The sequence below is a fragment of the Allobaculum sp. JKK-2023 genome (assembly GCF_034745455.1).
Classification (GTDB): Bacteria; Bacillota_I; Bacilli_A; order Erysipelotrichales; family Erysipelotrichaceae; genus Allobaculum.
Window position 1 is genome coordinate 2,363,353 of the sequence record NZ_JAYERV010000003.1, and the last position, 22,971, is coordinate 2,386,323.

Annotated in this window: 19 protein-coding genes and 1 riboswitch; of the genes, 6 read left to right on the forward strand and 13 right to left on the reverse strand. The window is 47.6% G+C overall.

Annotated elements, in window-relative coordinates:
• Positions 1–264: 264 nt before the first annotated feature.
• The 11 genes from U4956_RS09550 to def all read right to left on the reverse strand — a co-directional run bounded on the left by U4956_RS09550 (position 265) and on the right by def (position 12,267).
• On the reverse strand, positions 265–1,170 hold the full coding sequence (locus tag U4956_RS09550) for an alpha/beta hydrolase (protein WP_323090422.1): 906 nt from the start codon (positions 1,168–1,170) through the stop codon (positions 265–267).
• A complete protein-coding gene (locus U4956_RS09555; protein WP_323090423.1) occupies positions 1,154–2,023 on the reverse strand; it encodes an alpha/beta hydrolase in 870 nt (289 codons plus the stop codon). Before U4956_RS09555 ends, U4956_RS09550 begins: the two co-directional genes overlap by 17 nt.
• 185 nt (positions 2,024–2,208) lie before the next feature.
• Positions 2,209–3,621 (reverse strand): PTS transporter subunit EIIC, encoded by a 1,413-nt coding sequence (locus U4956_RS09560; RefSeq protein ID WP_323090424.1) that lies wholly within the window; start codon positions 3,619–3,621, stop codon positions 2,209–2,211.
• Positions 3,622–3,824: 203 nt separating this feature from the next.
• The gene (locus U4956_RS09565) at positions 3,825–4,802 is read right to left on the reverse strand and encodes a LacI family DNA-binding transcriptional regulator (protein WP_323090425.1); all 978 of its coding nucleotides are present in this window, start codon (positions 4,800–4,802) and stop codon (positions 3,825–3,827) included.
• Positions 4,803–5,081: 279 nt separating this feature from the next.
• Positions 5,082–5,432, reverse strand: coding sequence for a TIGR04076 family protein (locus U4956_RS09570; RefSeq protein WP_323090426.1), 351 nt, complete (start codon positions 5,430–5,432; stop codon positions 5,082–5,084).
• Positions 5,419–5,673, reverse strand: coding sequence for a hypothetical protein (locus U4956_RS09575; protein WP_323090428.1), 255 nt, complete (start codon positions 5,671–5,673; stop codon positions 5,419–5,421). The genes U4956_RS09570 and U4956_RS09575 overlap by 14 nt, the downstream gene beginning before the upstream one ends.
• Before the next feature lie 237 nt (positions 5,674–5,910).
• Positions 5,911–6,453, reverse strand: a complete 543-nt coding sequence (locus U4956_RS09580; RefSeq protein WP_323090429.1) for an energy-coupled thiamine transporter ThiT — start codon at positions 6,451–6,453, stop codon at positions 5,911–5,913.
• Between the two features lie 26 nt (positions 6,454–6,479).
• Positions 6,480–6,576, reverse strand: a riboswitch (TPP riboswitch).
• Positions 6,577–6,838: 262 nt separating this feature from the next.
• Entirely contained in the window at positions 6,839–8,077 is a 1,239-nt protein-coding gene (locus tag U4956_RS09585; RefSeq protein ID WP_323088158.1) for an ISAzo13 family transposase, read from the reverse strand.
• Between the two features lie 180 nt (positions 8,078–8,257).
• Positions 8,258–9,130: a hypothetical protein gene (locus tag U4956_RS09590; protein WP_323090430.1), complete on the reverse strand. Its 873-nt coding sequence runs from the start codon at positions 9,128–9,130 to the stop codon at positions 8,258–8,260.
• A 300-nt stretch (positions 9,131–9,430) separates the two neighbouring features.
• Entirely contained in the window at positions 9,431–11,386 is a 1,956-nt protein-coding gene (locus U4956_RS09595) for a ribonuclease J (RefSeq protein WP_395529363.1), read from the reverse strand.
• Between the two features lie 335 nt (positions 11,387–11,721).
• Positions 11,722–12,267: a peptide deformylase gene (gene def, locus U4956_RS09600; RefSeq protein WP_323090432.1), complete on the reverse strand. Its 546-nt coding sequence runs from the start codon at positions 12,265–12,267 to the stop codon at positions 11,722–11,724.
• Positions 12,268–12,326: 59 nt separating this feature from the next.
• Between def and U4956_RS09605 the strand changes: the two genes are divergently transcribed.
• The 6 genes from U4956_RS09605 to U4956_RS09630 all read left to right on the forward strand — a co-directional run bounded on the left by U4956_RS09605 (position 12,327) and on the right by U4956_RS09630 (position 20,236).
• Positions 12,327–12,647 carry a hypothetical protein gene (locus tag U4956_RS09605; protein WP_323090433.1) on the forward strand — a complete coding sequence of 107 codons (321 nt, stop codon included), beginning with the start codon at positions 12,327–12,329 and terminating at the stop codon, positions 12,645–12,647.
• Positions 12,648–12,690: 43 nt separating this feature from the next.
• Positions 12,691–14,043 (forward strand): FtsW/RodA/SpoVE family cell cycle protein, encoded by a 1,353-nt coding sequence (locus U4956_RS09610; protein WP_323090434.1) that lies wholly within the window; start codon positions 12,691–12,693, stop codon positions 14,041–14,043.
• Positions 14,044–14,338: 295 nt separating this feature from the next.
• Positions 14,339–14,548, forward strand: coding sequence for a hypothetical protein (locus U4956_RS09615; RefSeq protein ID WP_323090436.1), 210 nt, complete (start codon positions 14,339–14,341; stop codon positions 14,546–14,548).
• Positions 14,549–14,703: 155 nt separating this feature from the next.
• Positions 14,704–15,213 carry a pantetheine-phosphate adenylyltransferase gene (gene coaD / locus U4956_RS09620; protein WP_323090437.1) on the forward strand — a complete coding sequence of 170 codons (510 nt, stop codon included), beginning with the start codon at positions 14,704–14,706 and terminating at the stop codon, positions 15,211–15,213.
• Positions 15,210–15,893 carry a ribonuclease III gene (gene rnc / locus U4956_RS09625; RefSeq protein WP_323090438.1) on the forward strand — a complete coding sequence of 228 codons (684 nt, stop codon included), beginning with the start codon at positions 15,210–15,212 and terminating at the stop codon, positions 15,891–15,893. The genes coaD and rnc overlap by 4 nt, the downstream gene beginning before the upstream one ends.
• A complete protein-coding gene (locus U4956_RS09630) occupies positions 15,893–20,236 on the forward strand; it encodes a PolC-type DNA polymerase III (protein WP_323090439.1) in 4,344 nt (1,447 codons plus the stop codon). Before rnc ends, U4956_RS09630 begins: the two co-directional genes overlap by 1 nt.
• Positions 20,237–20,430: 194 nt before the next feature.
• On the opposite strand, the gene U4956_RS09635 is transcribed toward U4956_RS09630, so the two are convergent.
• Together U4956_RS09635 and U4956_RS09640 are read right to left on the reverse strand one after the other, a co-directional pair.
• Positions 20,431–21,186 (reverse strand): ChbG/HpnK family deacetylase, encoded by a 756-nt coding sequence (locus tag U4956_RS09635; protein ID WP_323090440.1) that lies wholly within the window; start codon positions 21,184–21,186, stop codon positions 20,431–20,433.
• A gap of 276 nt (positions 21,187–21,462) precedes the next feature.
• Positions 21,463–22,908, reverse strand: a complete 1,446-nt coding sequence (locus U4956_RS09640; RefSeq protein ID WP_323090441.1) for a PTS transporter subunit EIIC — start codon at positions 22,906–22,908, stop codon at positions 21,463–21,465.
• Positions 22,909–22,971: the final 63 nt, after the last annotated feature.

Here is a 22,971-nt window from a genome sequence, read left to right on the forward strand (position 1 = left end):
GCGTTTTTCATCCTTCTGGCAGGAACGATTTTGCTGGTTGTGAAAACTTCATTGACTGGAAAAGAAGAATTCGATTCTGAAGGAAGATCCAAAAGAAAAAGGGCAGTTTTGGATAAGGGCGTATCCAGAACTGCCAGGAGAAATAAGCGCGAAAGCGGGCTGAGATGTCAAGGACCAGAATAAGGTCAGTATCGATTCAATTCGTTCAATGTGTCAATCCAGCAAAGTGGTGATCTTTAGCTGGGACAGCGAGAAAAAACAGAATCAGTTTTTGGAGTCAGGATGGGTATGAATTTTGATAAAATCAGCCATCCGTTTCCAGGCATCTTCTGCTTGTTTGGGGCTGTATTCTTTTAAATGTTCATGTGTAAAGCCGTGGCAGACCCCAGGGTAGAAGACAAACTCTGCATTTGTGCCCTGGCTGCTGGCTTTTTTTACAAACTCTTTTTCTTCCTGACACAGGGAATCATACTCGGCGCCGATAACCAGAGCATCGGGAAGATCACTCAGATCGGCCAGCAGCGGCGAAGCCAGCGGGTCCTCCAAGTCTTTCAGATCATTGAAGTACCAGCTGATGTATTGAAGCATGCGGCTTGGTGCAATGGCTTTCGAAGGTTCGAGGGCTTTACGATCGTTTTCAGAAACGGATTGCTTCAATGGAGCATAGTCAAGAATCTGGCCTTGCAGAGCAAGTTTCTTTTCCTTTTTATTGAGCAGACAGATATCGGCTGCAATACATCCGCCTGCACTGTGGCCCATGACAATGACCGAGTCAGAATCCAGATGATAGAGATCGGACTTTTCAAGGATTTTCTGGATGGCCTCATAGCAGGCCAGAGGAGGTTTGGGAAATTTATGCTCAGGTGCAAGCGGATAGTCCACATTGATCAGGGCGCATCCGCTCAGATTGGCCAGTTTCTGGCAATACGGGCCATCGGTTTCGTAATAGCCAAGAACAAACCCGCCTCCATGGAAACTGAAGACGGCTGGCAGAAGTACATTTTCGTCGGCGGATTCAGGACGATAAATCATGAATTCAATCTGCCCGTATTCAGTGAGAACGCAGTCTTTTTCAAAATGTCCTTCCAGAGCTCTGGCTATAATTGGAGCATTCAATTTATCTTTGGATGCTCGATATTCATAAACGGTCTCATCAGGAATCGTATTCATTGTTCTTCTCCAAGGATTTCATCCAGATTTCTGCCAGATATGGCCATACCCGTAAGGCTGGATCTTCGTTTGCCAGCCCTAGGCCGTGACCACCATGAGAAAACAGATGATATTCGCAATTGATTTGGTTATGCATCAGTGTCTGAGCCAGTTCCAGACTTAAATTAGGACTGACTACGGAATCGTCCACTGAATGCCAGATAAAAGTTGGAACAGCACTTTGCGGCTGAACGTAGTTTTTAAGTTTGACGGATTCAATCTGCTCAAGTGAGGGATTCTGGGTTCCATAAAGAACCTGGTTGACCAGTTCAATGTTGCTTGAAGCAGCCGAACAGCTAAAATTTCCGGGATTGTCCGCCACCATGGGATATCCAAGAACCAGACCGGCAGGCTTGAGCTCATTACCCTGGGGAGTGAAGGAAAGCTGACTGACCAGTTCTGGATCATTCCAGCGATAGCCGACTGTTCCCGCTACATGCGCTCCTGCTGAAAATCCAGCCAGGAAGATGGCATCAGAATCGATAAACCATTCATCGGCATGCTCACAAATCAGGTGGATAGCTTCCATCAATTCGATGGACGGCGCCGGGTAGCGAAGTTTGACATTGACTCCTTTTTCCGGGTGAAGACGGTCTGTAGCTACTGTATATTTGAGTACAAAAGTATGGAAACCACGCGCCAGAAAATTCAGCGCGACAGGTTCTCCTTCCTTTGTTGCATGAATCAGATAAGCGCCGCCTGGACAGATAATCAGAGCCGGGCGTTTTGTATAGGTCTGAAAGGAGACGGCTGGGTCTTGAATATAGAGATCCAGAACGGCTTCTTTTGAAATTGGGATTGTTTTTGTGATCATATATAGGGCGGTATAGGGCGGTTTTCGGCCGCGTTCCTTTCTTTTGAAAGTATGGAAAGAAAACCAGAATCTCTGCTGGTTTTCTTTCCACTTTTATTTTAGCTTTTAACTTTAATTTTTAATGAACCGATTGGACAGACCGTTTTTGCACTGTTCCAGTCGGAAAACGGGCGGATCGGAATCCATCAGGCAAGAGCGGTTTTTTTCTGGTCTCTTCTTAAAACAATGAAGGTAATGACTGCGGAACTGACTAAAGCAAGCACGCTGGCAATGACTCCGTTAATCAGGTTAGCGCTGCTTGCACCAGTAAAGCATAAGAGGCTGGTCAGGTTGGTGGATGGAACCAGGGTGGCGGAAATGACTCCGGTCAGTCCAGAATACAGGCCGCCGATAAAGCCGCCGCCAAGCAGCCCTAAGAAAGGGGATTTATAACGGGCGCAGATTCCGTAAAGGGTTGGTTCGGATGTTCCAGCCAGCACGGCAGTGATCGCAAATTCTGCGGCTTCTGCTTTTTCTGCTTTGTTTTTTAAGGCCAGAGCGGCACCGATGGCCGTTCCCATTACTGCGAATGCGGAAATCGTTAAAGCCGGAGCGGCAACACCATCGTAGCCAACTGTGGCAAAAACCTGGAATAAAGCAGCGATGATCATCATATGCATACCGGTCATTACCAGCAGCGGGTACAGACCGGCAATCAGAGCTGTAGCGATAAAGCCAGCATAGTTCCCAAGACCGAGCAGGAAGCCAACCACATAAGTGCCCAGATACGAACCGAGCGGACCGAGAATGCACAGGGAAATGGGCAGCATGACCGCAATGGTTAAGGCAGGTGCAAAGACGTTGCGTAAAGAACTTGGAATTTTCTTGTTGAAGAATTTTTCAATGTAGCTCATGACCCACACATTCAGAATGATCGGGATAACGGTAGATCCATAGTTCTGGAGAAGGCAGGGGATTCCAAAAACAGTAAAGTCATTTACTCCTTCGGTCGCCATGGAAACCAAGGTTGGATGCATCATGATACAGCCAAGCAAAACGCCAAGAACGGGGGTAACTCCAAATTTTTTGGCAGCTGTCAGACCGATTAGAACGGGGAAGAAATAGAAGCCCGCATCTCCGACAAAGGTACAAAGAATATACAGGCTGCTTTCTTCTGTAATCCAGTTGAGCATCCCCGGCCCCAAGATAGCCGGAATCATTTTGAAGAAGGCGCAGGCAACAATGGCTGGAATCACTGGACCCAGGCATCCAGATAAAGCATCAAGAATGCTGCTGCCAATCGATTTGAGTGTGATTTTCTTCTTTTTGGCAGGAGCAGAAGTATTTGCCTGAGCAGCGAATTCTGTTTCAAGCCTGGTCTGGAGAATGTCATAGACCTTGCTGACATCTGGTCCGATGATGACTTGCAGCTGTTCCCCGACTTTCTGAACGCCCAGCGTACCATTGAGCTTTTTGAGTCCTTCAATATCGACCTGATCATAATCGGCAATATTAAAGCGCAGGCGGGTGGCGCAATGGAGCAGGTGGGTGACGTTCTGTTTTCCACCAACCAGCTCGAGAATCTGATCTGAAAGTGTGTCGTAATTTTTCTCTGACATATTCTGTTCTCTCTTTCCTGTTTACATGTTCAGAATAAACTGTTTACCTATCTAAGTCAACCGTTTATTTAACGAAGTTTATGGAATGAATAAACCGTTAACTTAAAAGGGCCTTCCAGTAAGGAAGACCCTGAATTTCATCAACAGGAGAATCAGAAAGAGAAAGCAGAAAGGAACGTGTCCGTTGCGAGTAACAAGGCTTGTCAGGTCGTCTGGTTGATCTGCAAAGAAACTGGAACGGTCAAATGGTCATTGGTTGGATGACCGCCTTCGATCAGGTCAGCGAGCAGGGAAACCGTTTTTTTGGCAATCAGGTCGGTGTTTTCCTCAAGAATCGTCAGGCGGGGAACGGCATACGACCCAAAATAAGGGCTTCCACAGCCAATAACTTTGATTTCTTCAGGAATTCGATAGCCAAGGTCCTGGAGTGTTCGAACGCATTCGAGCGCCAGCGTCTGGGATTCAGCAAAAATACCATCCGCTTCGGGATGATCCATCAACGTTTCCGTGATCATCTCTTTAATGGCCCGGGAATCGTTATGATCATCCGCAAGAATCGTCGGCCAGGCGACGAGTTGGTTTTTTTCCAGCTCCTGATAAAAGCCCCGATACCGATGATCGTTTTTCAGACCAGAATTGGAATTGGAAATATAAAGCAGATTTTTGCACCCGCGGCTGAGCAGGTGACGGGCAGCAATTCGGCCCATGGACAGGTTATCTGCACTGACACTCGGGATTTCCGGGGCAATTTCCAGTCCGGCAGAAACTACCGGAAGGCCAAGATCGGTCAGCTCAGCCGGGTGGTTCAGCATCACACCGACAATCAGACCACTTACTCGATGGCGGCGAAGCCAGGCCGCAAATTCTTCGCTGTTGAGATGTTCATAGGCCGAAGAACAAAGCAAAAGCCCATATCCATAATCATAGGCGGCCGCTTCAATGCGTGAAGACAAAACACCGAAATAGGGAATGTGAGAGAGCGGGACAATGAGTCCAATCGTGTTGGCACTATTGTTGTTCTCTTCGGCAGCCATTGAGGGAAGAGTATAGTTGAGCTCTCGGGCAGCTTTTTCAACTTTATAAATCGTGTCGCGGGAAAAGCTGCCTTTGCCATTCAGGATCCGGCTGACCGCGGCTTTAGAAATGCCGACACGGTCGGCTATATCTTTTAACGATGCCATAGAAACCTCCAGTAAACGATGGGTAAACAAGTTTACTTTATTTCTTTCATCTTGAGGGGTTGGCCTTTCAAAATCAAATGGTTGTCTTCCTGTTAGAGCAGAATTGATCGAAATTTATTGGCTGCTGCTAAAAAGGATGGCGTACCAGTCAATAAGAACAGAAAAAGAAAAGACCTGTTTCCAGGTCTGAAAAGAAGAGTTCTAAAAAGAGAAAGAAGAGGGCGCAGGTCTGCAACAGGCTGCCTGTTTTGGGTGCTGTTGCCTGTCTGGCCTGGCTTTTTATTCGCAACTTTCTGCGCTGGAATTTTGTTCGCTGTAATCTGGATCAGATTCAATTTTTTCCAGATAGAAGCTCATCGGCCGAAATCCATCCGAGCAGCTGACCATCGCTGTTCCCGGCTTTTTCATCCAGCCGTCAAATAGATTGTCAGCGCCACTGGCCAGCGCAAAGATGTAAGGATAAAGGCTTTGCCATGCGCTTGGACAAAAGCCCGGGGGCATAGTGCATTCATCACTGATCCATTCCTGGCCAATATGGAGAGAACAGGGATCAGGTAATGGGTTTTCATACCGGTCTTCCAGTTCGGGATAACGGGCCTGCGCCAGAGCGCTGATCTTAATGCGATACATGGATTTTCTTTCCCTCTTTTTTATGATGATGGCGGTACATCAGATACAGAGCAATGAGCGCAAAAAGAGCAGCTGGAATCAAAAATTCAATCGCCCGTACAACCACAAAGGCCCAATACGGTGCAGATGTGGTGACGGCATGGCTGGAAAAATGGTGAAGGTAGTCGAGCAGACAGGTAAATCCAAACAGGACTGCCATAATTCCAGAGGCCAGCCACCAGAGTTTAATCGTTCTGTTCATATTTTCCCCCCCCCCCTTTTTTGAATAAGGTGATGCAGTGAAATGATTTTTGGCAACTTCATTGTAGCATTGGAATCAGGCGACCACTCAGATCAATATAAGAGTGGCGCATAAAGAAGTGAGGCATAAAGAACGAGGCATAAAGAAAAGGAAGGCTTTCGCCTTCCGTGCACGACAATTGAATGAGTTTCCCTAATCTTATTCTCTTTCTGTTCTTTCATTACTTACTTACTTTAATTACTTATGGGAAACGTTTTTGAAAAAACGTGGTCCCATCGCCTTGATCAGAAGCGGAACCAGAATCAGGCCAACAATGGTGGTTGGAATCAGATACGTTGCCTGGTAGACAATGGATCCCCACAGATCAACACCATAAAAAACAACCCCGCTGATGGTCGATGAGATAAATCGAACCAAGTTGGTGATCAGAACACCGGAATAGAAATATTTATAGTTGGGGAACAGGCAGGCCAGACCATAGGCGCCAAACGCAAAGAAATAGTCTAACAAAAACTGTGTGAATCCCAACAGATACATCTGTCCGGTCATGAACTGAAGCAGAATGGATAAAAGAGATGTCATCAAGCCAAGCTTCCAGCCTAGCTGATAACTTGCCAAAAGCAGAGCGATCGTACCAAGCCCTAACGTTCCGCCATTTGGCATCCGAAAGAGCGGCAGACTGTTGCTTAAAAAGTCAAGGACATAAAACAAAGCCAGATACATGGCCACATAGGCTACGTCCTTGGTCGTCAATTTTGTTTTGACGTTCTGAGTTGTCATAAAAAAATACCTCCATGGAAAGAGGCGCAGTTCGTCTTTCGACTTCCTACGCTAGTTCGAACTAGATCAGGTTCAAAGGGTATTTTTCTCAGCTGCCCTCAGGCAGCACCCCTGTCGTGACAGATTTATTATAAAAACTCAGGGTCTTTTGGCAAATCCCTGCAGTTTGTTTTCCATCGGACGACAGTCAAAAACTAAAAGAATGGTGGTTTCTTTTTGAGCAGCTCTTCAGGAATTCCTCTCAAAGGAAGAAAGTCCCAGATCCAGAAATGAAAAACGCGTCTGTCCACAACGAACAGACGCGATATTTGTTTTTCACAGATGAAAATGCCGGATGGCATCAGAAAAGCGGGATCTTAGGAACTGCGTAAAAATAAATCCCAATTTATTCAGACTTAAGCCCCTTGATTATATAATTCCAATGTGCTTCATTCCCGAAATGTGTGATGTCGATTTTGGACATTTCCTCATCCGATACCTTTTTGCCAATTGGATATTCGTGATCGTCTACAACGCATTTAACCTTCAGTCCGGTTTTTGTCGTTGTTGAGCTGATAAGCTCAACTACTGTCTCGATATCATAAAGCGGTTTGCCCTCCCAGTTTCGGGTGATATAACAAAACAGCCGATGTTCGACCTTGTTCCACTTGCTTGTTCCAGGAGGAAAATGGCTGACCCAGATCTCCAGTCCTGTTTCTTCAGCGAGTTTAGCCAGATCTTCTTTCCATAAACGGCATCTGCTTCCGTTGCTTCCTCCACCATCACAGTTGATGTATAGGCGCTTTGCATTTGGAAAGGTCGGTTTTCCGACAGTATTCCACCATCTGCGGATACTTTCTATGGCAAAATCACTCGTATCGTGATCTGTTCCCAGATTTACAAACCCTGTATTGTTATTGAGAAGATAGACCCCATAAGGATTGACCTTTCCAAGTTCTTTATCCAGAAAGTCATGGTCCAAAACAAGTCTGGGATCATGAGCCGGCCGGTATTCCGTACCGTTATTTTTAAAATTGCCAAGGTTCTCTTTCTTCTTTGTATCTACGGAGATGACTGGGTCCCCCGCGTCAAGGAATTCTTTGACGGTCGCGTTAATCGTCTGAAACTGTTCATCACGGTTTGGATGCGGTTTGCCTGCCTGAAGCATCTTCTTGTTGTTCTGACGGCTATATCCTTCTTTTTCAAGGAGAATGCCAACTTCAGAAGGGGAGACAGAAATCTGATATTCTTCCATGAATTTTTCGGAAATTTTGGATTCAGAAAGAGTGGTCCATGACAATGGATTCATCGGATTGCCATAGGTATGGTCGTCAATGATCATATGAAGGTCATCCAAAATCTCTGGGTGATGGTCTATGACTGTTTTACGGCCTGATCCCTTGAGCCTTTGGCGTCCCTGCTCTGGAGTTGGAACCTCCCCATGAAGTTCTTTTCTGCCCCGCTCAATCGTTTTAGGGTCAGTATGGGTAACGGTCTGGACATAGTGCTGAGTTCCGTATCCACACTTTTCGCAGATCCAGGCAAGAGCTTTTCGATTTGTTGGTTCATCAAAGCTGTCCTGCATGGCATTGTAGAATTCAAGGTAGTAATTAACTTCATCACTGGGTTCGTAGGCTTTCTTCATTATCCATACCTCCAAAGGAAAACGAGTTCTTCGGTTAAAGTATAGAACGAATGGAAGCTAAAATCAGAAACACAGTTTTGTCTCAGTGGATTCGGTCGGACTGAGAAAATCAATTATGGGAATTATGTGTAGCATTAAATATGGAATTACTTTTACGAAGTTCCTTATTGGACAAAAAAGCTAAGAATTTGTATGGCACAAAGTCAGGTAGACAATCTCTACCGGAGAATTGAGTCTGGCCTGGACATCAATGCAGCCAATTCCATTAGAAATCAGATATGGGAAGTTTAACTGCTGTTGATGGTTACGGTTGATCTCCCGGCTGCCATTAAAGATCTTGTAGCCGCCAAGAACCGGCCAGTCGATCTGGGTGCCATGCGAGTTGCCGCAAAGAGCGTAATTGGCATTGAGGGAATTCTGGTCAGCCGCTAATAGATTGTCTGGATAGTGTGATAAGAGCAGGCAGAATTGTTCATTGAGAAAACTGTCTTTGAGAAAGAGCGCATCGGCATTGACATCAAATCCACCTAACCGGATCCCGCTGGCGGACTGGTTTGCCAACAAAACAGAGCGATTGTTGAGCAGCTCAACCTGTGCTTTGCGATAAACGTCTTCAACAATCAGTCGATGGTTTTCGCCAGCCAGATCCTGTTCGCCAAAGACTCCGAATTTTCCAAGCGGAGCGCTGACGGAGGAAATCCAGTTGACCATCTTCTCGCGGACCTCATCTGTCAGTTCGGCATTGGCGGAAAACAAATCGCCGCCAAACAGCAGAACATCCGGATTGAGTTTCTGGACCTGCTTGAAAAGAGCGTCCATTTTTCCTTCGGGATCAGTCTGTTCATCATATTCAATATCACTCAGAAAAACCATGGAGACCTGGTCCATCGATTCAGGAATGAGCGGGCTCGAAATGGTCTCGTAGCGGGTGGTAATGTGTTGAGGATTATAGAAAAAGGCTCGATACAGGGTGACATCAAAACAGAGCATCAGCACAGTCACTGTACCAAGAAAAATCATCAGTATTTTCTGCCAGCGGGGAAGACGACCCATTCCTCTCACTCCTTTCCTGTGGTTTGATTTCAAGTCTTGACTCTGACTTCAGGCCAGAGCTTTTCAATTTCTCAATTATAGAACATCTGCGTACAATTCCAAACTGGCGCAAGAAAACTTGCTGGAATGAAAGCGGACGTGCTTGGCGGATTTCTTCTTCCAGAGAGATTCAGATCCGCATAGGGGGGCAGACTTTGACTTCAACAGGGGGGCTGTTTCTTTCCTGACTGCCAGAACTTGTCATCCATCCAGTCTCTGGAACCGATGAAAAAGGCCCGCATGGACTGCGGGCTGATGAGGCTATTCTTGCGTCGGGGTGTTGGTTGGGCCGTCGGAATGGTTTGCACTGCTGCCATTGTTGTTGTGATCATGATGATCACGATGGCTGTTGTAGTTTCGGCCATTTGGGCGATGGTTCTGCCGGCGGTTCTGGGTGCGCAGCCGATGCTGGGCGGCGATTTCTTCCATCGCTTTGCGGGAGTTCAGGATAACCGGAATGACGATCGGGTTGCGGTGCGTCTTTTTATAGAGATAAGGTTCGAGGGAGGAACGAATGCAGTTTTTGATATCCGCAAAGGTCGTTCTTTCCTTCATCTTATTCTGAAGGGCATTGGCAATGATGAATTCCGCTTCTTTGATCAAAGCCTGTGAGTCTTTTAAGAAGACAAAGCCGCGGCTGACGATGACCGGCCGGCTGAGCAGGGAGTTGGTCGAAGAATCAATCGGCACAATGACTGCAACCATGCCATTGTCAGCCAGGATTCGACGGTCTTTGAGAACAGCAGTAGACAGGCCGGAAATATCGTTGCCATCCACATAAATATCATCACCCTGATAGCGCCAGTCAGACTGAATCACTTCATGGTTTCGTAACAGCAGGACGTCGCCGTTGGCGCAGACGAAGATATTTTCTTTTGGAATTCCCAGTTCCATGGCGCTCTGGCGATGCTGCATGAGCATCTTGTGCTCGCCATGGATGGGCATAAAGTATTTCGGCTTGATCAGCTGCATCATCAGTTTCTGCTCCTGCTTGGAAGCATGACCGGTCGTGTGCAGATTGTTGAGGATCGATTTGTTTAAAACCGTTGCGCCGGAGCGGAACAGCTTATCGACAATCTTGTTAACCGAGGCATCGTTGCCTGGAATCGGGTTAGAGGAGAAGACTACGGTATCGGTGGGTTTGAGGTGAATAAACCGATGGGTACCGTTGACAATCCGGCTCAAGGCTGCTAATGGCTCGCCCTGGCTGCCGGTGCATAAAATGCAGACTTTATCATCCGGGGTTGATCGCAGTTCTTCAGGCGAAAGCAGATCGGAGTTTCTGATCTTGATGACGCCCATTTTGCGGCCGATTTCCACGACATTTTCCATGGACCGTCCAAAGACAGCGACTTTGCGGCCGGTTTTGATGGCCGCATCGATAATCTGCGCAACCCGGTACACATTGGAAGCAAAGGTCGCGATGATGATGCGGTCTTTGGAGTTTTTCATGATCTGCAAAATTTCTCGGGCCACATCTTTTTCCGAAATGGAGAAGCCTTCCACACCGGAGTTGGTGGAATCTGACATGAGCAGATCGGGTTTCAGGGCGCCGATGTAGGCCATTTTCTGGTAATCCGCGTTCTGACCAACTGGCGTCAGGTCGAATTTAAAGTCACCGGTATGAACGATCGAACCGTTTGGTGTGTTGATCATGACCCCTAAAGAATCTGGAATGGAGTGGATCGTGTTGAAAAAGCCAATGTTGAAGTATTTGGTTTTAACAGCCGAATCTTCATTGATTTCAATAATGGGGACTTTGGGGGCGTCTTTATGTTCAGCCAGTTTTTTTTCGATTAAAGCTTTCGCAAAGCGGGGAGCATAAATAGCATCAATGTTCACCTGCTTTAACAGAAACGGGATGCCCCCGATATGGTCTTCATGACCATGCGTGATGACCAGAATCTTGCGCTTGTTGTTGCAGCGAATCAGGTGGTGGTAATCTGGAATGACGTAATCGACGCCAAGCAGTTCATCATCAGGAAAGAGCACGCCGCAGTCGACAATGGCAATTTCATTGCCATGTTCGTAGCAGTACATGTTCTTGCCAACTTCGCCTAAACCGCCCAGGGCATAAATCTGGGTGTCGCCATCGAGTACTTTGGTCTTGTTGGCCGCGTTGTTTGAAGAAATCCGCCGGGGCACACGGACTGTTTTGTGAAAATTGGAATTCTTTTCTTTATGAGTTGATGGGTTGGTATTCTGATTGGTATTCATTGTAGACAATACAGCTTTCATCCTTTCTTAGCCGAATAAGATGGAATCTCCCCGATCCAGACTGGAAGAGTAGAAAACCTGTTCCACAGGTCATCAGACGCAAAAGAACAGACAGAACAAAGGGAACAGAGATTCATGGATTCGTAATAAAACCGGCCTGAAATATGATTGAAGCCGGCTGCTTTCAAAATAGAGGGGGATCCATCGCAATTGAGACAGAACAAGGTGTCTTCATATTGCATTTATTCTACCATGTTCGACCGGTTCAAAGAAAAAAGCGGCTCAATTGAGCCGCAATTCCAGTCTTACATTCCTGAGATCGTTTGATTTCTGTCTTATTCAACCGCGATCATGTCATCCGTTACCTGGTCAACGATCCGGTCATAAAAGAGAATCCCAGAAAGATGGTCAATTTCATGCTGGAGGACAATAGCCGGGTAGCCGGTTTCTTCAATGACAACGTTCTGATCCGTTAACAGATCATAGGCGCGCACTTTGATGTGATTGGAGCGGACAACCGGTCCTTCATGAAGGTCAGGTACACTCAGACACCCTTCGCCCCCTGGCAGATACGCTTTGCGCACACTCTTGGAAATAATTTTTGGATTGGCCAGAGCGTATTCTTTCGTTGTACCATCTTCCATGGGAACGACAACGGCTAAAAGCTTTTTCGGGATTCCAACCTGGATGGAGGCAATGCCTACGGCTGGCGAAAGGTTGCGTTTTTCGCACAGCTCATCATCCTGGCTGTCTTTGACATACTGATACAGTGCCTGCAGCAGTTCTTTGTCTTCTGCATTTAAAGGCAGGGGAACATTCGCACTGGACTGACGAATGCGTGGATCGGTATCAAAAATAATATTTTCATTGGAAAGTTCCATCGTGATCAACTCCTGTTTACTGGTTGTTTAAAACTCAAAGGGATCTTTGCAAAAATTGGATGCGAAATGTTCAGGCCCAGCAAAATGCGCAGGGTCTGTCCTGGTGGCATTGGATCTGCTGGCGTTTGGCAGATCAAAATCAGTTGGCTGCGCGTTTGTTTTCAGGCAGACGTTTCTTGATAGAAAACAGCCGGATCAGAAAGAAAAAGATTGCATCATCATCCGCTTCAGAGATACCTTTGAAGAACAGGCCAGGTTTTCTGAATGAAGATCCAGACCACTGGATTGCGGATTCAGAAAGGAAGGGCCTGTATCATGCCTATTCTAATGGTTTTGCCAGTCGGTTTCAAACGCTGACGAAAGGCGGCACAAAGCTCTGAGATGGATGTGATAGAATAAGAAGAATTCAGGGGGGATGATTTCTTGCAAGCTTCGGCAAAAAAACAGAAAAAAGCAGAAAAGCTCTCTTTGGGCGAACGGCTCAGGCGAGTCGTGATTCCAAAATCTGGAACTGACAAATCCATCACTCTGGCCATGGTCTGTCTGATGATTTTTGGATCGGCGATGGTCATTTCAACCAACCTGGGGACAACCGTCGGGCATGTGAGGGATATGTACATTGGCATTATTCGACAGGGAATGTTCTGCGTTCTCGGGTGGTTCGTCTATTGTTTTCTTTCCTGGGTTTTCAATTATCGACGGGTAAACCGCATTTTGCAGTGGATCCTGGTGGGGGCATACTTTGTCGTTCTGGTCTACACTGCGATTGCCGGAATCGATGTGAACGGTTCTAAAGCATGGATTTCCCTGGGATTGGCAACTGTTCAGCCTTCCGAATTTGGTAAGCCTTTATTGATCCTGATGCTGGCCCTGTCCATCCACAACATGAAGGAGCTGCCAAAAGAGAAGCAGACGTTCTGGCATGTTTTCACGATTCCGCTTGTGCTGCTGCTCTTTTCGGTCGTCTTTGTCGGCGGTCTGCAAAAAGACTTCGGATCCCTGATTATTACATTGGGAATCGGGTTTGTCGGCATCATGGTTCCAAGCTATAAAAATCTGAAAGGCTGGCAGCACTGGCTGCTGTTGTTCTTTCTGGTGATGGTGATCCTGTTTGTGGTGGGCGTCTATGTCACGGACTGGTTTACCGAATGGTTCAGTGATGTTCCACTCCTTCGCCATATTGCCGTTCGAATCGCCAACATGAAAAATCCGTATCTGAGCATTCATGATGAGGGCTATCAGCCAGCCAATGCTTTGTATGGAATTGCGGATGGCGGTCTGTTTGGACAGGGATTTGGCAGTTCGGTTCGTAAATACGGCTTTTTAACCCAGGCAGAATCTGACTATATTCTGGCGATTGTCATTGAAGAAACCGGAATCATCGGCCTTGGTGTCATTGTTGCCTTATATGGTCTGCTGGTGTGGAGACTGCTGTATTGGGCTTTACATGTAAAAGAAGGCGCCGATAAAGTGCTCTTTACCTGCACGGCTGCCTATTTCATGCTCCACTTTATTATCAACGTGGGGGGCGTCAGCACCTTGCTTCCCATGACAGGGGTGCCGCTGCTTCTGATTTCAGCCGGCGGTTCTTCCCTGATGGCGGTCTGCATCGCCCTTGGAATTGCCCAGGCCAGAATTGTGGCGATCCGCCCTCGCATTGAAATGCTGCAGGATATCGAGCACAAAAGCAAAGCGGCCATGGATGAATACCACAACCTTCAAAATGGCAGAAGGCAGAAAAAAACAACGCGTAAGCCGCGCAGAAGGAGAGCATAGGTGGATCCGGTTTCGCCAATTCAGTTAAACGGATCTAACCGGGCAAATTCACTTGCGCCTGATGAAACGGATTCAATTCAGTGCATTCACTCAAGCTGGCAGCCTGGATCAAATCACCAAATCAAATCGAGAACAGGGTGCAAATTGAATTCTTGGCCGGGATTGAATAGAATCGCCGTGCCCAATGTCATAAAATAGAGAAGGAAAGCTGAGTCTGAGGATTCGGCTTTTTTTCAGCCTTGTTTCTTTGCTTTATGAGGAACACCTGACTGGCGAAAGAGGTTCAGTGCTGTTTGTGGATTTTGGATATCTGCCATACAGGCTGCTTCAACAAGAGAACAGCACAAAAGAAAAAAACGGAAAAAAGAACGAACCGAAAGAAAAAATTGGAAGCCATCGAAAAAAGCGCAGTGCCCAAAAACAAATTTGGACAGGTGTTTTCAATATCCGAAAAAACACCGGCTGCCTGGAAAAAAGGCAAGAATCACAAGCAATTGCTTTTTGAAGGGATTACAGTATCCTGGCAGCCTTGCCACACTTTCGGCGGGCACGATAAAAGATCGGATCTTTTTGCTGCCCAATTGCATCGCCTGGCAGGATTCTAAAAAATCAGAAAGCACAGACGCAACAGATCGAATTTTTGAAAGGAAGGTCTTTACAATGAGTACAGGAGTATTTGCGGGATCATTTGACCCGCCAACCAAAGGCCATGAAGATATCATTGAACGCGCAAGTAAACTGTTTGATCGCGTGATTGTCATGGTCAGTCCCAATTCGGCCAAACATGGACTGTTTACGACCGAACAGAAACTTGCCTGGCTTCAGGACATGACAGAAGATCTCGACAATGTCGAGGTGGCTCTCTGTGATGGTCTGACCATTGCCAGAGCCAGAGAACTTGGCGGCACGGTATTGATTCGCTCGATGCGCAATGAGAGCGACTATCTTCCAGAAGCCAACAACGCCTGGCTCAATGCCGAAATGAAGCAGGGAATGGAGACTCTGTTTCTGCTTGGAAAACCGGAACATTCTCTGATTTCATCCAGCAATGTCCGGGAACTGCTCAAATACAACCAGAGCATCGAATTTATGGTGCCGGAATGCGTATTTGAAGCCCTGCAACCCCAGTTTGCCTGCAAGGCAGATGTCAACAAGGAGGAAAAACAATGAAAACTTTGACGGACTGGCTGCGAAGCAAAGGATTTACGCCTGACAATATTCAGCTGTATTACGAGGCGTGTACCCATTCTTCCTATGCCAATGAACACCATTCCGGGATCGATAACAACGAACGTCTGGAATTTGTCGGAGATGCTGTGCTGCAGATCTGGTCTGCCACTGCTCTCTATAAATTAATGCCCAAACTTCATGAAGGGAAAATGACCACTATCCGGGCCCAGACAGTCTGCGAATCCACGCTGGCCAAACTGAACGAGCAGCTTGGCTGGTATAAATTCCTGCGACTTGGAGTCGGGGAAGAAAAAAGCGGGGGACGTATGCGCCCATCTATTCTGGCTGACCATTTTGAAGCGTGCATCGGCGCGATCTATCTGGATCTTGGCTATGAGGCTGCCGCCAAAATCCTCGATGAGTACATGAAACCATTGATCACGGCTGAAAAACCAGAAGATGTAACCGACTATAAAACCCAGCTGCAGGAATACGTGCAGACCGATAACAAACGCACCATCCAGTATCGCCTGCTCGATGAAAGCGGCCCAAGCAATTCCCCGACTTTCAAAATGGGTGTTTTCCTTGATGACATCTGCATGGGGGTAGGCGAAAGCTCAACCAAAAAGAAAGCCGAACAGAAAGCTGCGCGCGAAGCCCTTAGAAAGCTGGCGATTTAATGGCGCGGCCGATCAGTGACCTGCTTGCGGATTGCTTAAGTGCCGACCTTCTTGAACTGCTGCGTGATGCGACGCTGAAAGAAACACCAATTTACCATTCGAAAAGCCAGAAACTGGATATGAAATGGGATCTTCCAGCCCCTTTGCGGCTGGAAGAGTATGAACGGATTGTTCACGAGCTGCGCATGGCGCTCCATACCGATATTCATCTGAATTTAAACTCCACCAGTGCCGAGTGTCCATTAGAGCTTGTTGAGCCCTACCTGAACCGGATCTGCGCACTGGATGTCCAGCTGGAGGCCTTCAAGGGCCTCCATCCTACTTTCAACGGAGCCCAAAGCCTGCTCTATACCACGACGCGCCCGGATAACCATCAGGCGATGCTGGAAAATCGCAGCCGTCTGGAACAGCGCCTGGCAGAGCATGGTCTGCCCTTGCAGGTCATGTGCCAGTATGAAGATCCCGGAGAAATTCCAGGGCCTGTGGCTCCCGTACCAGAAGGCTATGTTCCGCAGGCCTCAAGACCTGCCCCCTTGCACCCCGCCGAAAATAACTACCGCAATGGCCGGTCGGGATCTTATGGAAGCAAGAAAGCGGAAGAAGTCGCCATTCGCGATCTCGTTGACGGGATGCAGTTTGTTACCATCACTGGCCGGGTATTCGCGGTGGAAATCAAGGAAATCCGTTCGGGCCGCAAACTGATGGAGCTTTACATCAGTGATGACGATGAAGCCATTCTGTGCAAGACCTTTGAGCGCCGCAACTTCACGGCTGAGCAGATGGAAGAAATCCGGGTCGGGGATTACCTGCACGTCAGTGGCAATGTCAGCTACGACACCTATAAGCGCAATATTGTCCTGCAGTTCAGCAAAGTGGAACCAGCCCGCAAGCCCAAACGCAAAGATGATGAAATTGAAAAACGAATTGAATGGCACGTTCATTCCACCTTCTCCGAAATGGATGGCGTGTGCGGCATTGAGTCTTTCATTCAGCAGGCCTGGGACTGGGGCATGAAGGGCATTGGTCTTTGCGACCATAACGTCGTGCAGGCCTTCCCAATGGCCCAGCACAAAATTGAAGCTCTCCAGAAAAAAGATCCAAATCGCCAGTTTAAAATGTTGTATGGCTGTGAAATGACGATGGTTTCTTCGGAATACAAGATTGTTCACAACCTGCGGGATCAGCGGCTCGAAGATGCCGAATATGTCATCTTCGACCTGGAAACCACGGGTCTTTCCAATCGCCTGGATGACATCATTGAATTTGGTGCCGTCAAGATGAAGGAAAGTGAAATCATTGACCGCAGGCAGTTTTTTATCAACCCGAAACGGAAAATTCCGGTTTCGATTTCTGAACTGACGCATATTCAGCAGTCCGATGTCGATGACGCAAAACCGATTGAAGAGATGTTTGATGTCATCAAAGACTTCATCGGCGATGCAATCCTGGTTGCCCATAACGCGACTTTCGACGTGGGCATGCTCAACGCGGCGGCCAGAAAACTGGGGCGTCCGGAATTTACCAACCCGGTCATTGATACACTGCCAGCCAGCTATTCCATGATGGATCTGCGCAGCTATCGTCTGGGAAATGTGTGCCGCCATTATGAAGTGGATTATGATGGCGAAGGCGCGCACCGTGCCGACTATGATGCCGAAGTCCTTTCCCAGGTTTTCCTGTACATGCTGCGCGAATGGGGACCTGATGCGACTCTGGAATCCGTCAGCAAGCTGGATAACTCCACGGCCCTGCGTAAAAACCATGGCAAGCACATTACAGTTTTTGCCAAAAACAAACAGGGACTCAAAGAACTCTTTGAACTGGTTACCCTGTCCCATACGACCTATCTCAAATACAACCCGAATGCAACCAACGTAACTGGCGCGCCGATCATCCCGCGCCATGTGCTCGAAGAGTATCATGCCAAAGGCAACCTGTTGTTTGGCTCGTCCTGCCAGAATGGAGAAATCTTCGACCTGGCTCATACCCGTTCCGAAAAGGAACTGGTCGAAGCAGCCAAGTTCTATGACTATCTGGAAATCCAGCCATTAGCGGTCTACAAACATCTGCTCGATATGCAGACCGTCCATTCGGTTGGGGAGCTCCAGCAGATTCTGCGCTTTATTCTGGATGCCGGCGCCAAAGCCGGTGTTCCGGTCATCGCCTCGGGGGACTGCCATTATGTAGAACCCCGTCAAAAGCGAGTGCGCGATGTCTATATCAACGCCAAAACCAGTGGCAATTCCCGCCATCCACTCTATTTTCGAAACTTCCAGCAACGTAAAGAATGCTCTTCGCCCGATCAGCATCTGCTGACGACTGGTGAGATGTTAGCGGCATTTGACTGGCTGGATGAAGCAACAAAGCGCGAAATTGTGCTTGAAAATCCCAATAAGCTGTTTGAGCAGACGGAAGTCCTCTTGCCAATCAAGGACAAACTGTATCCGCCTGATATTGAAGGATCTGACCAGAAACTTTCAGATATCTGTTATGAAACCGCCCGCAAAAAATATGGGGATCCGCTGCCTGAACCGGTTGAAGCCCGCCTGAAACGTGAACTCGATGCGATCATTGGTGCTGGTTACTATGTGGTTTACTACATCTCTCATCTGCTTGTTAAAAAGTCCAATGAAGATGGTTATCTGGTTGGTTCGCGAGGATCGGTTGGATCGTCCTTTGTTGCGACCATGTCGGGAATTACCGAAGTCAATCCGCTTGCGCCTCATTATCTGTGTCCAAACTGCCACCACTTGGAATGGATTACCGATGGCAGTGTGCATTCCGGTTTTGATTTGCCGGATAAAAACTGTCCGGAATGCGGCACACCGATGAAAGGCGATGGGCAGGATATCCCATTCGAAACCTTCTTAGGGTTCCATGGTGATAAGGTTCCGGATATTGACTTGAACTTCTCCGGTGACTACCAGCCAAACGCGCATGCATTCACCAAGACGATCTTTGGGGACGACCATGTCTTCCGTGCCGGCACAGTAGGCACTGTCCAGGAAAAGACGGCTTATGGGTATGTCAAAGGGTATGAAGAAGAAATGGGCCTGGAATACCAGCCGTTTTCTGAATACAAACGGACTGACCTGGCCAATGAATGTGCCGGGGTGAAACGAACAACGGGCCAGCATCCAGGCGGCATCGTTGTTGTGCCGCTGGATATGGATGTCCATGACTTTACTCCGGTCCAATACCCGGCCAACAACCCGTATGCGGAGTGGAAAACCACTCACTTCGACTTCCACCAGATTCACGACAACATCCTGAAATTCGATATCCTGGGCCACGTTGACCCGACGGCCATGAAAATGCTCGAACGCATTACCGGCATTGATGTGACAACGATTCCGATGAACGACGAAGCGACAATGAAAATCTTCTCGTCCTGTGAATCCTTGGGCCTGGATACAACGCTCTATAAAGAAACCACTGGAGCAGCTGGGATTCCAGAGTTTGGTACGCCCTTTGTCCGGGGAATTCTGGAACTGACCAAGCCGACAACCTTTGCCGAGCTGGTTTCGATTTCTGGTCTTTCCCATGGAACCGACGTCTGGCTGAACAATGCCAAAGATCTGATTGATGCTGGAACCTGCAACCTGCGTCAGGTTATCGGATGTCGAGATGACATCATGGTCGATCTGCTTCGCTATGGGGTGCCGAGTAAGGAAAGCTTTACGATCATGGAAAGTGTCCGGAAAGGCAAAGGCCTGAAGCCAGAATGGGAAGAGTTGATGGCTGCGCACAATGTACCGGAATGGTTCATGGATTCCTGCCGCAAAATCAAGTACATGTTCCCGAAAGCCCATGCGGTTGCCTATGTGATGATGGCTATCCGTATCGCCTGGTTTAAAGTCCACCGGCCAAGAGCTTACTATTGCCAGTTCTTCTCGATCCGCTGTGATGCGTATGATCTGGCGATTATGACCAGCGGGCTTGGCGCTATCCAGAAGCGCATGCATGAAATTGCGATGGCCAAAGCCGATAAGACGCAGAGAGTTGAAAAGAAAGAACAGGATCTTTACGACACGCTTGAACTTTGTAATGAGATGTATATGCGGGGATATAAGTTCTCCAATCTTTCCATCACCCGCAGTGATGCCAAGGAATTCATCATGGATCCGGATGATGACAAAGCGATTATTCCACCGTTTACCGCTGTGGATTCCTTAGGCGAAAACGTAGCCAAAACTATTATCAAAGCCCGCAATGAAAAGCCATTTTTGTCTAAGGAAGACTTGCTCAACCGGACTTCCTTATCCAAAACCCTGATCGACCGCCTTGATATGCTTGGCGCTCTGGAAGGGCTGGATGATGAAAACCAGCTGACACTGTTCTAAGCCAGATCTGGCAGCAAGCTGGAATCTCGATCAGACAACCGATTGACTGATCGATCAGACCTGCGATACAAAAAGCCTGAAATTCTCTTGACGTGAGAGAACTTCAGGCTTTTTCAGTTGCATGGATATGCATAGATATATCGGATTAAAGAGAGCGGTATTGGTGGAATCAGTTGTCAGGTCGTGAGGATCGATCAGGCAACATCCGCATAGGTGATAAATTCAATGCCCCGGCTTTCCAGCTCCTCTTTCAGCTCCTGGTCCAGGGCCATATCGACTTCCAGGGTACGGGGATTGAGCAGGGAAGAGGTTTTGAGAAGATAAGCATCCAGATATCCCGGATGGCAGACCAGCGTGGGGATGTTTTCTTCATGATCTTCGTTTGCGATACGGTGCAGGCTGGCTTTGGGATCATAGTCAGCAGCCATGGAATCCATAATCATATCCATCTTTGAATTTCGAAAAGAAACAGGACCAGAAAAACTCATCCCGAGATAGTCGCAGCCATGTTTTCTGGCTACGGCTTCAAGACCTTTGAAGAAATTGTCACTGGCTACGGCGTGGCCTTCAAAATAAACAGGTTTCTGGCCAGTCAGTTCAACAAAGCGCTGGTATTGCGCTTCGATTTCAAGCATGACTTCATCCAGATCGACAAAGTCCTCTTTAGCTGTCCGATACGCTTTCGAAGGCTTGAATTCGCCATTTTCCTGGACAAGGCTGGGGATTAAAGCGGGATCTGTCAGCGGTTTGCCAACACAGATGTTGGTGTGTAAACCAAGGCAGGGATGGTCGTCTTTGACCAGTTCCAGTCCGGCCTTCGTTTCGGGCATATTGACCATGACGCCAACCGATTTGATGATGCCGCCTTTTAAGGCATCCGCAATTCCATAATTGACGCCTCTGGAATAGCCAAGATCGTCGGCGCGCACTAAGATTTGTTTCTTTGACATTGTCATAATTTCCTTTCTGTATCGATTCAATATCTTTTCCACTATCTTTATCTGTCTTTTTTCAGTCTATCTGTTTTTGGACTGCTGTGGAGATCTTTTCGGATTTACGGACGGTTCTTTTTCTGGGAGGGAAAGTTGCGGGCTGCAGGATTGATTTTAAAGAAGCAGCCAGAAATCACCCGAACGCAGAAAAAGGAAAAGGGACAGTCGGCCAGCAGCATGCAGCCGCCTGATGACTGTCCCTGAACTGTCAGGATCAGATCTTTGTTTCTGTCATTAGATCTGAATGATTTCGGAGAATTCTGGCAGTTCTTCTGAAGCGGCAGACGTTTTGGTTTCTTCTTCAAATCCGCCTAAAACATAGGTGGCAACCGCTGCAATGATCATCGAAAGGCAGGAAGCAATCAGACCGTTCATGATATTGGCACTGCCACCGGCTACAAATCCCAGCGTGCCCAAAAAGTTGGTCGCCCCCATCACATAAGTCGTTACATGCGTCAGGCCGGCATATAATCCACCGCAAAATCCGCCAATGGCCAGGGCGATAAATGGTTTCTTATAGCGAAAGCCAAGACCAAACAGGGCAGGCTCCGTTACACCGCCAAGAAAGCCGGAAATAAAGTAAGAAAGAGATTCTGCTTTGCTTTCTTTGTTTTTCTGCTTGAAGAAAGCGCCTAAGGCAATGCCAAAGGCTGCCCATGTGGCGATGCCCCCAGCAACTAAAACAAAGGAATCCGAACCGATCTCAAGCATGGCGGTAATCGCAAACATGATCAGAACAGAATGCATCCCGGTCATGACCAAAAACTCCCAGAGTGCAGCGACAACCGCAACCGCAAGGAATCCGCCAACATTGCCAAAGCTCAGCAGAGCGCTTCCGATGATATTGCCAAGATAGCTTCCAATTGGAGCGCACACACAGAACAGGACCGGAACCATAACAACTAAAGTCAGCGTAGGAACAAAAATTGTACTTAAAGCATCCGGAATGACTTTTTTAAAGAATTTTTCCGGATACGTCATCAGCCATACGCCAAGCAATACCGGTACAACGGATTGGGCATAGCTGGCCACAGGTGCCGGGAAGACACCATAAATATTGATGGTTTCCTGGACTCCGACCAGATTGACAAAATCAGGAACGAGCAGCAGGGTACCCATCATGATGCCCATGGTGACAGAAGCATTGAGTTTTTTGGCAGCCGAGTAGCCGAGAAAGGCCGGCAGGAAATAGTAGAATGCATTGTAAACCATGTTAAGCAGCACGTAAGCGTCACTGCCTTCACTGACAACGTTAAGCATATCTGGTCCGAGCAAAACCAATGCGGTTTTGAACATAGCTGCACCAATCATGACCGGAATCAGGGCAACCATGGAACCGGACAGATAGTTGAGAATGTTGCTTCCCGCTTTTTTCAGCGTGAGTTTTTCTTTGGGACCATCCAGGTTCTCATCGACGGCAGCCTGTTGGGCCAGACCGGTCATTTCGCATAAAGCTGCGTAAACTTTAGGAACGTTCTGTCCAATGATGATCTGGTACTGACCACCGGAGTGGGCAACACCGATGACACCTTTGATTTTTTTGACAACTTCATCATGGGCAAGACTTTCGTCTTTTAAGTTCAGACGCAGTCTGGTCATGCAGTGAGTGGCAAAGGTAATGTTGTTTTTTCCTCCGACTTTTTCAAGAATGTCGGAAGCAATCTGTTGATTCTTTTCCATGTTTTTCTCCTGCTTTTTGTGGTTCTCTTGTATTTCTCATGTGGTATTCGACTACTTTTTAGA

Bases quoted from the DNA above. Each gene is read 5' to 3' on its own strand.
- U4956_RS09640 (WP_323090441.1), bottom strand. From the start codon at position 22,908: ATGGAAAAGAATCAACAGATTGCTTCCGACATTCTTGAAAAAGTCGGA.
- U4956_RS09630 (WP_323090439.1), top strand. From the start codon at position 15,893: ATGGCGCGGCCGATCAGTGACCTGCTTGCGGATTGCTTAAGTGCCGAC.
- U4956_RS09560 (WP_323090424.1), bottom strand. From the start codon at position 3,621: ATGTCAGAGAAAAATTACGACACACTTTCAGATCAGATTCTCGAGCTG.
- U4956_RS09635 (WP_323090440.1), bottom strand. From the start codon at position 21,186: ATGTCAAAGAAACAAATCTTAGTGCGCGCCGACGATCTTGGCTATTCC.
- U4956_RS09570 (WP_323090426.1), bottom strand. From the start codon at position 5,432: ATGTATCGCATTAAGATCAGCGCTCTGGCGCAGGCCCGTTATCCCGAA.
- U4956_RS09575 (WP_323090428.1), bottom strand. From the start codon at position 5,673: ATGAACAGAACGATTAAACTCTGGTGGCTGGCCTCTGGAATTATGGCA.
- U4956_RS09555 (WP_323090423.1), bottom strand. From the start codon at position 2,023: ATGATCACAAAAACAATCCCAATTTCAAAAGAAGCCGTTCTGGATCTC.
- U4956_RS09585 (WP_323088158.1), bottom strand. From the start codon at position 8,077: ATGAAGAAAGCCTACGAACCCAGTGATGAAGTTAATTACTACCTTGAA.
- U4956_RS09595 (WP_395529363.1), bottom strand. From the start codon at position 11,386: ATGAATACCAATCAGAATACCAACCCATCAACTCATAAAGAAAAGAAT.
- coaD (WP_323090437.1), top strand. From the start codon at position 14,704: ATGAGTACAGGAGTATTTGCGGGATCATTTGACCCGCCAACCAAAGGC.
- rnc (WP_323090438.1), top strand. From the start codon at position 15,210: ATGAAAACTTTGACGGACTGGCTGCGAAGCAAAGGATTTACGCCTGAC.
- U4956_RS09590 (WP_323090430.1), bottom strand. From the start codon at position 9,130: ATGGGTCGTCTTCCCCGCTGGCAGAAAATACTGATGATTTTTCTTGGT.
- def (WP_323090432.1), bottom strand. From the start codon at position 12,267: ATGGAACTTTCCAATGAAAATATTATTTTTGATACCGATCCACGCATT.
- U4956_RS09605 (WP_323090433.1), top strand. From the start codon at position 12,327: ATGCGAAATGTTCAGGCCCAGCAAAATGCGCAGGGTCTGTCCTGGTGG.
- U4956_RS09580 (WP_323090429.1), bottom strand. From the start codon at position 6,453: ATGACAACTCAGAACGTCAAAACAAAATTGACGACCAAGGACGTAGCC.
- U4956_RS09550 (WP_323090422.1), bottom strand. From the start codon at position 1,170: ATGAATACGATTCCTGATGAGACCGTTTATGAATATCGAGCATCCAAA.
- U4956_RS09565 (WP_323090425.1), bottom strand. From the start codon at position 4,802: ATGGCATCGTTAAAAGATATAGCCGACCGTGTCGGCATTTCTAAAGCC.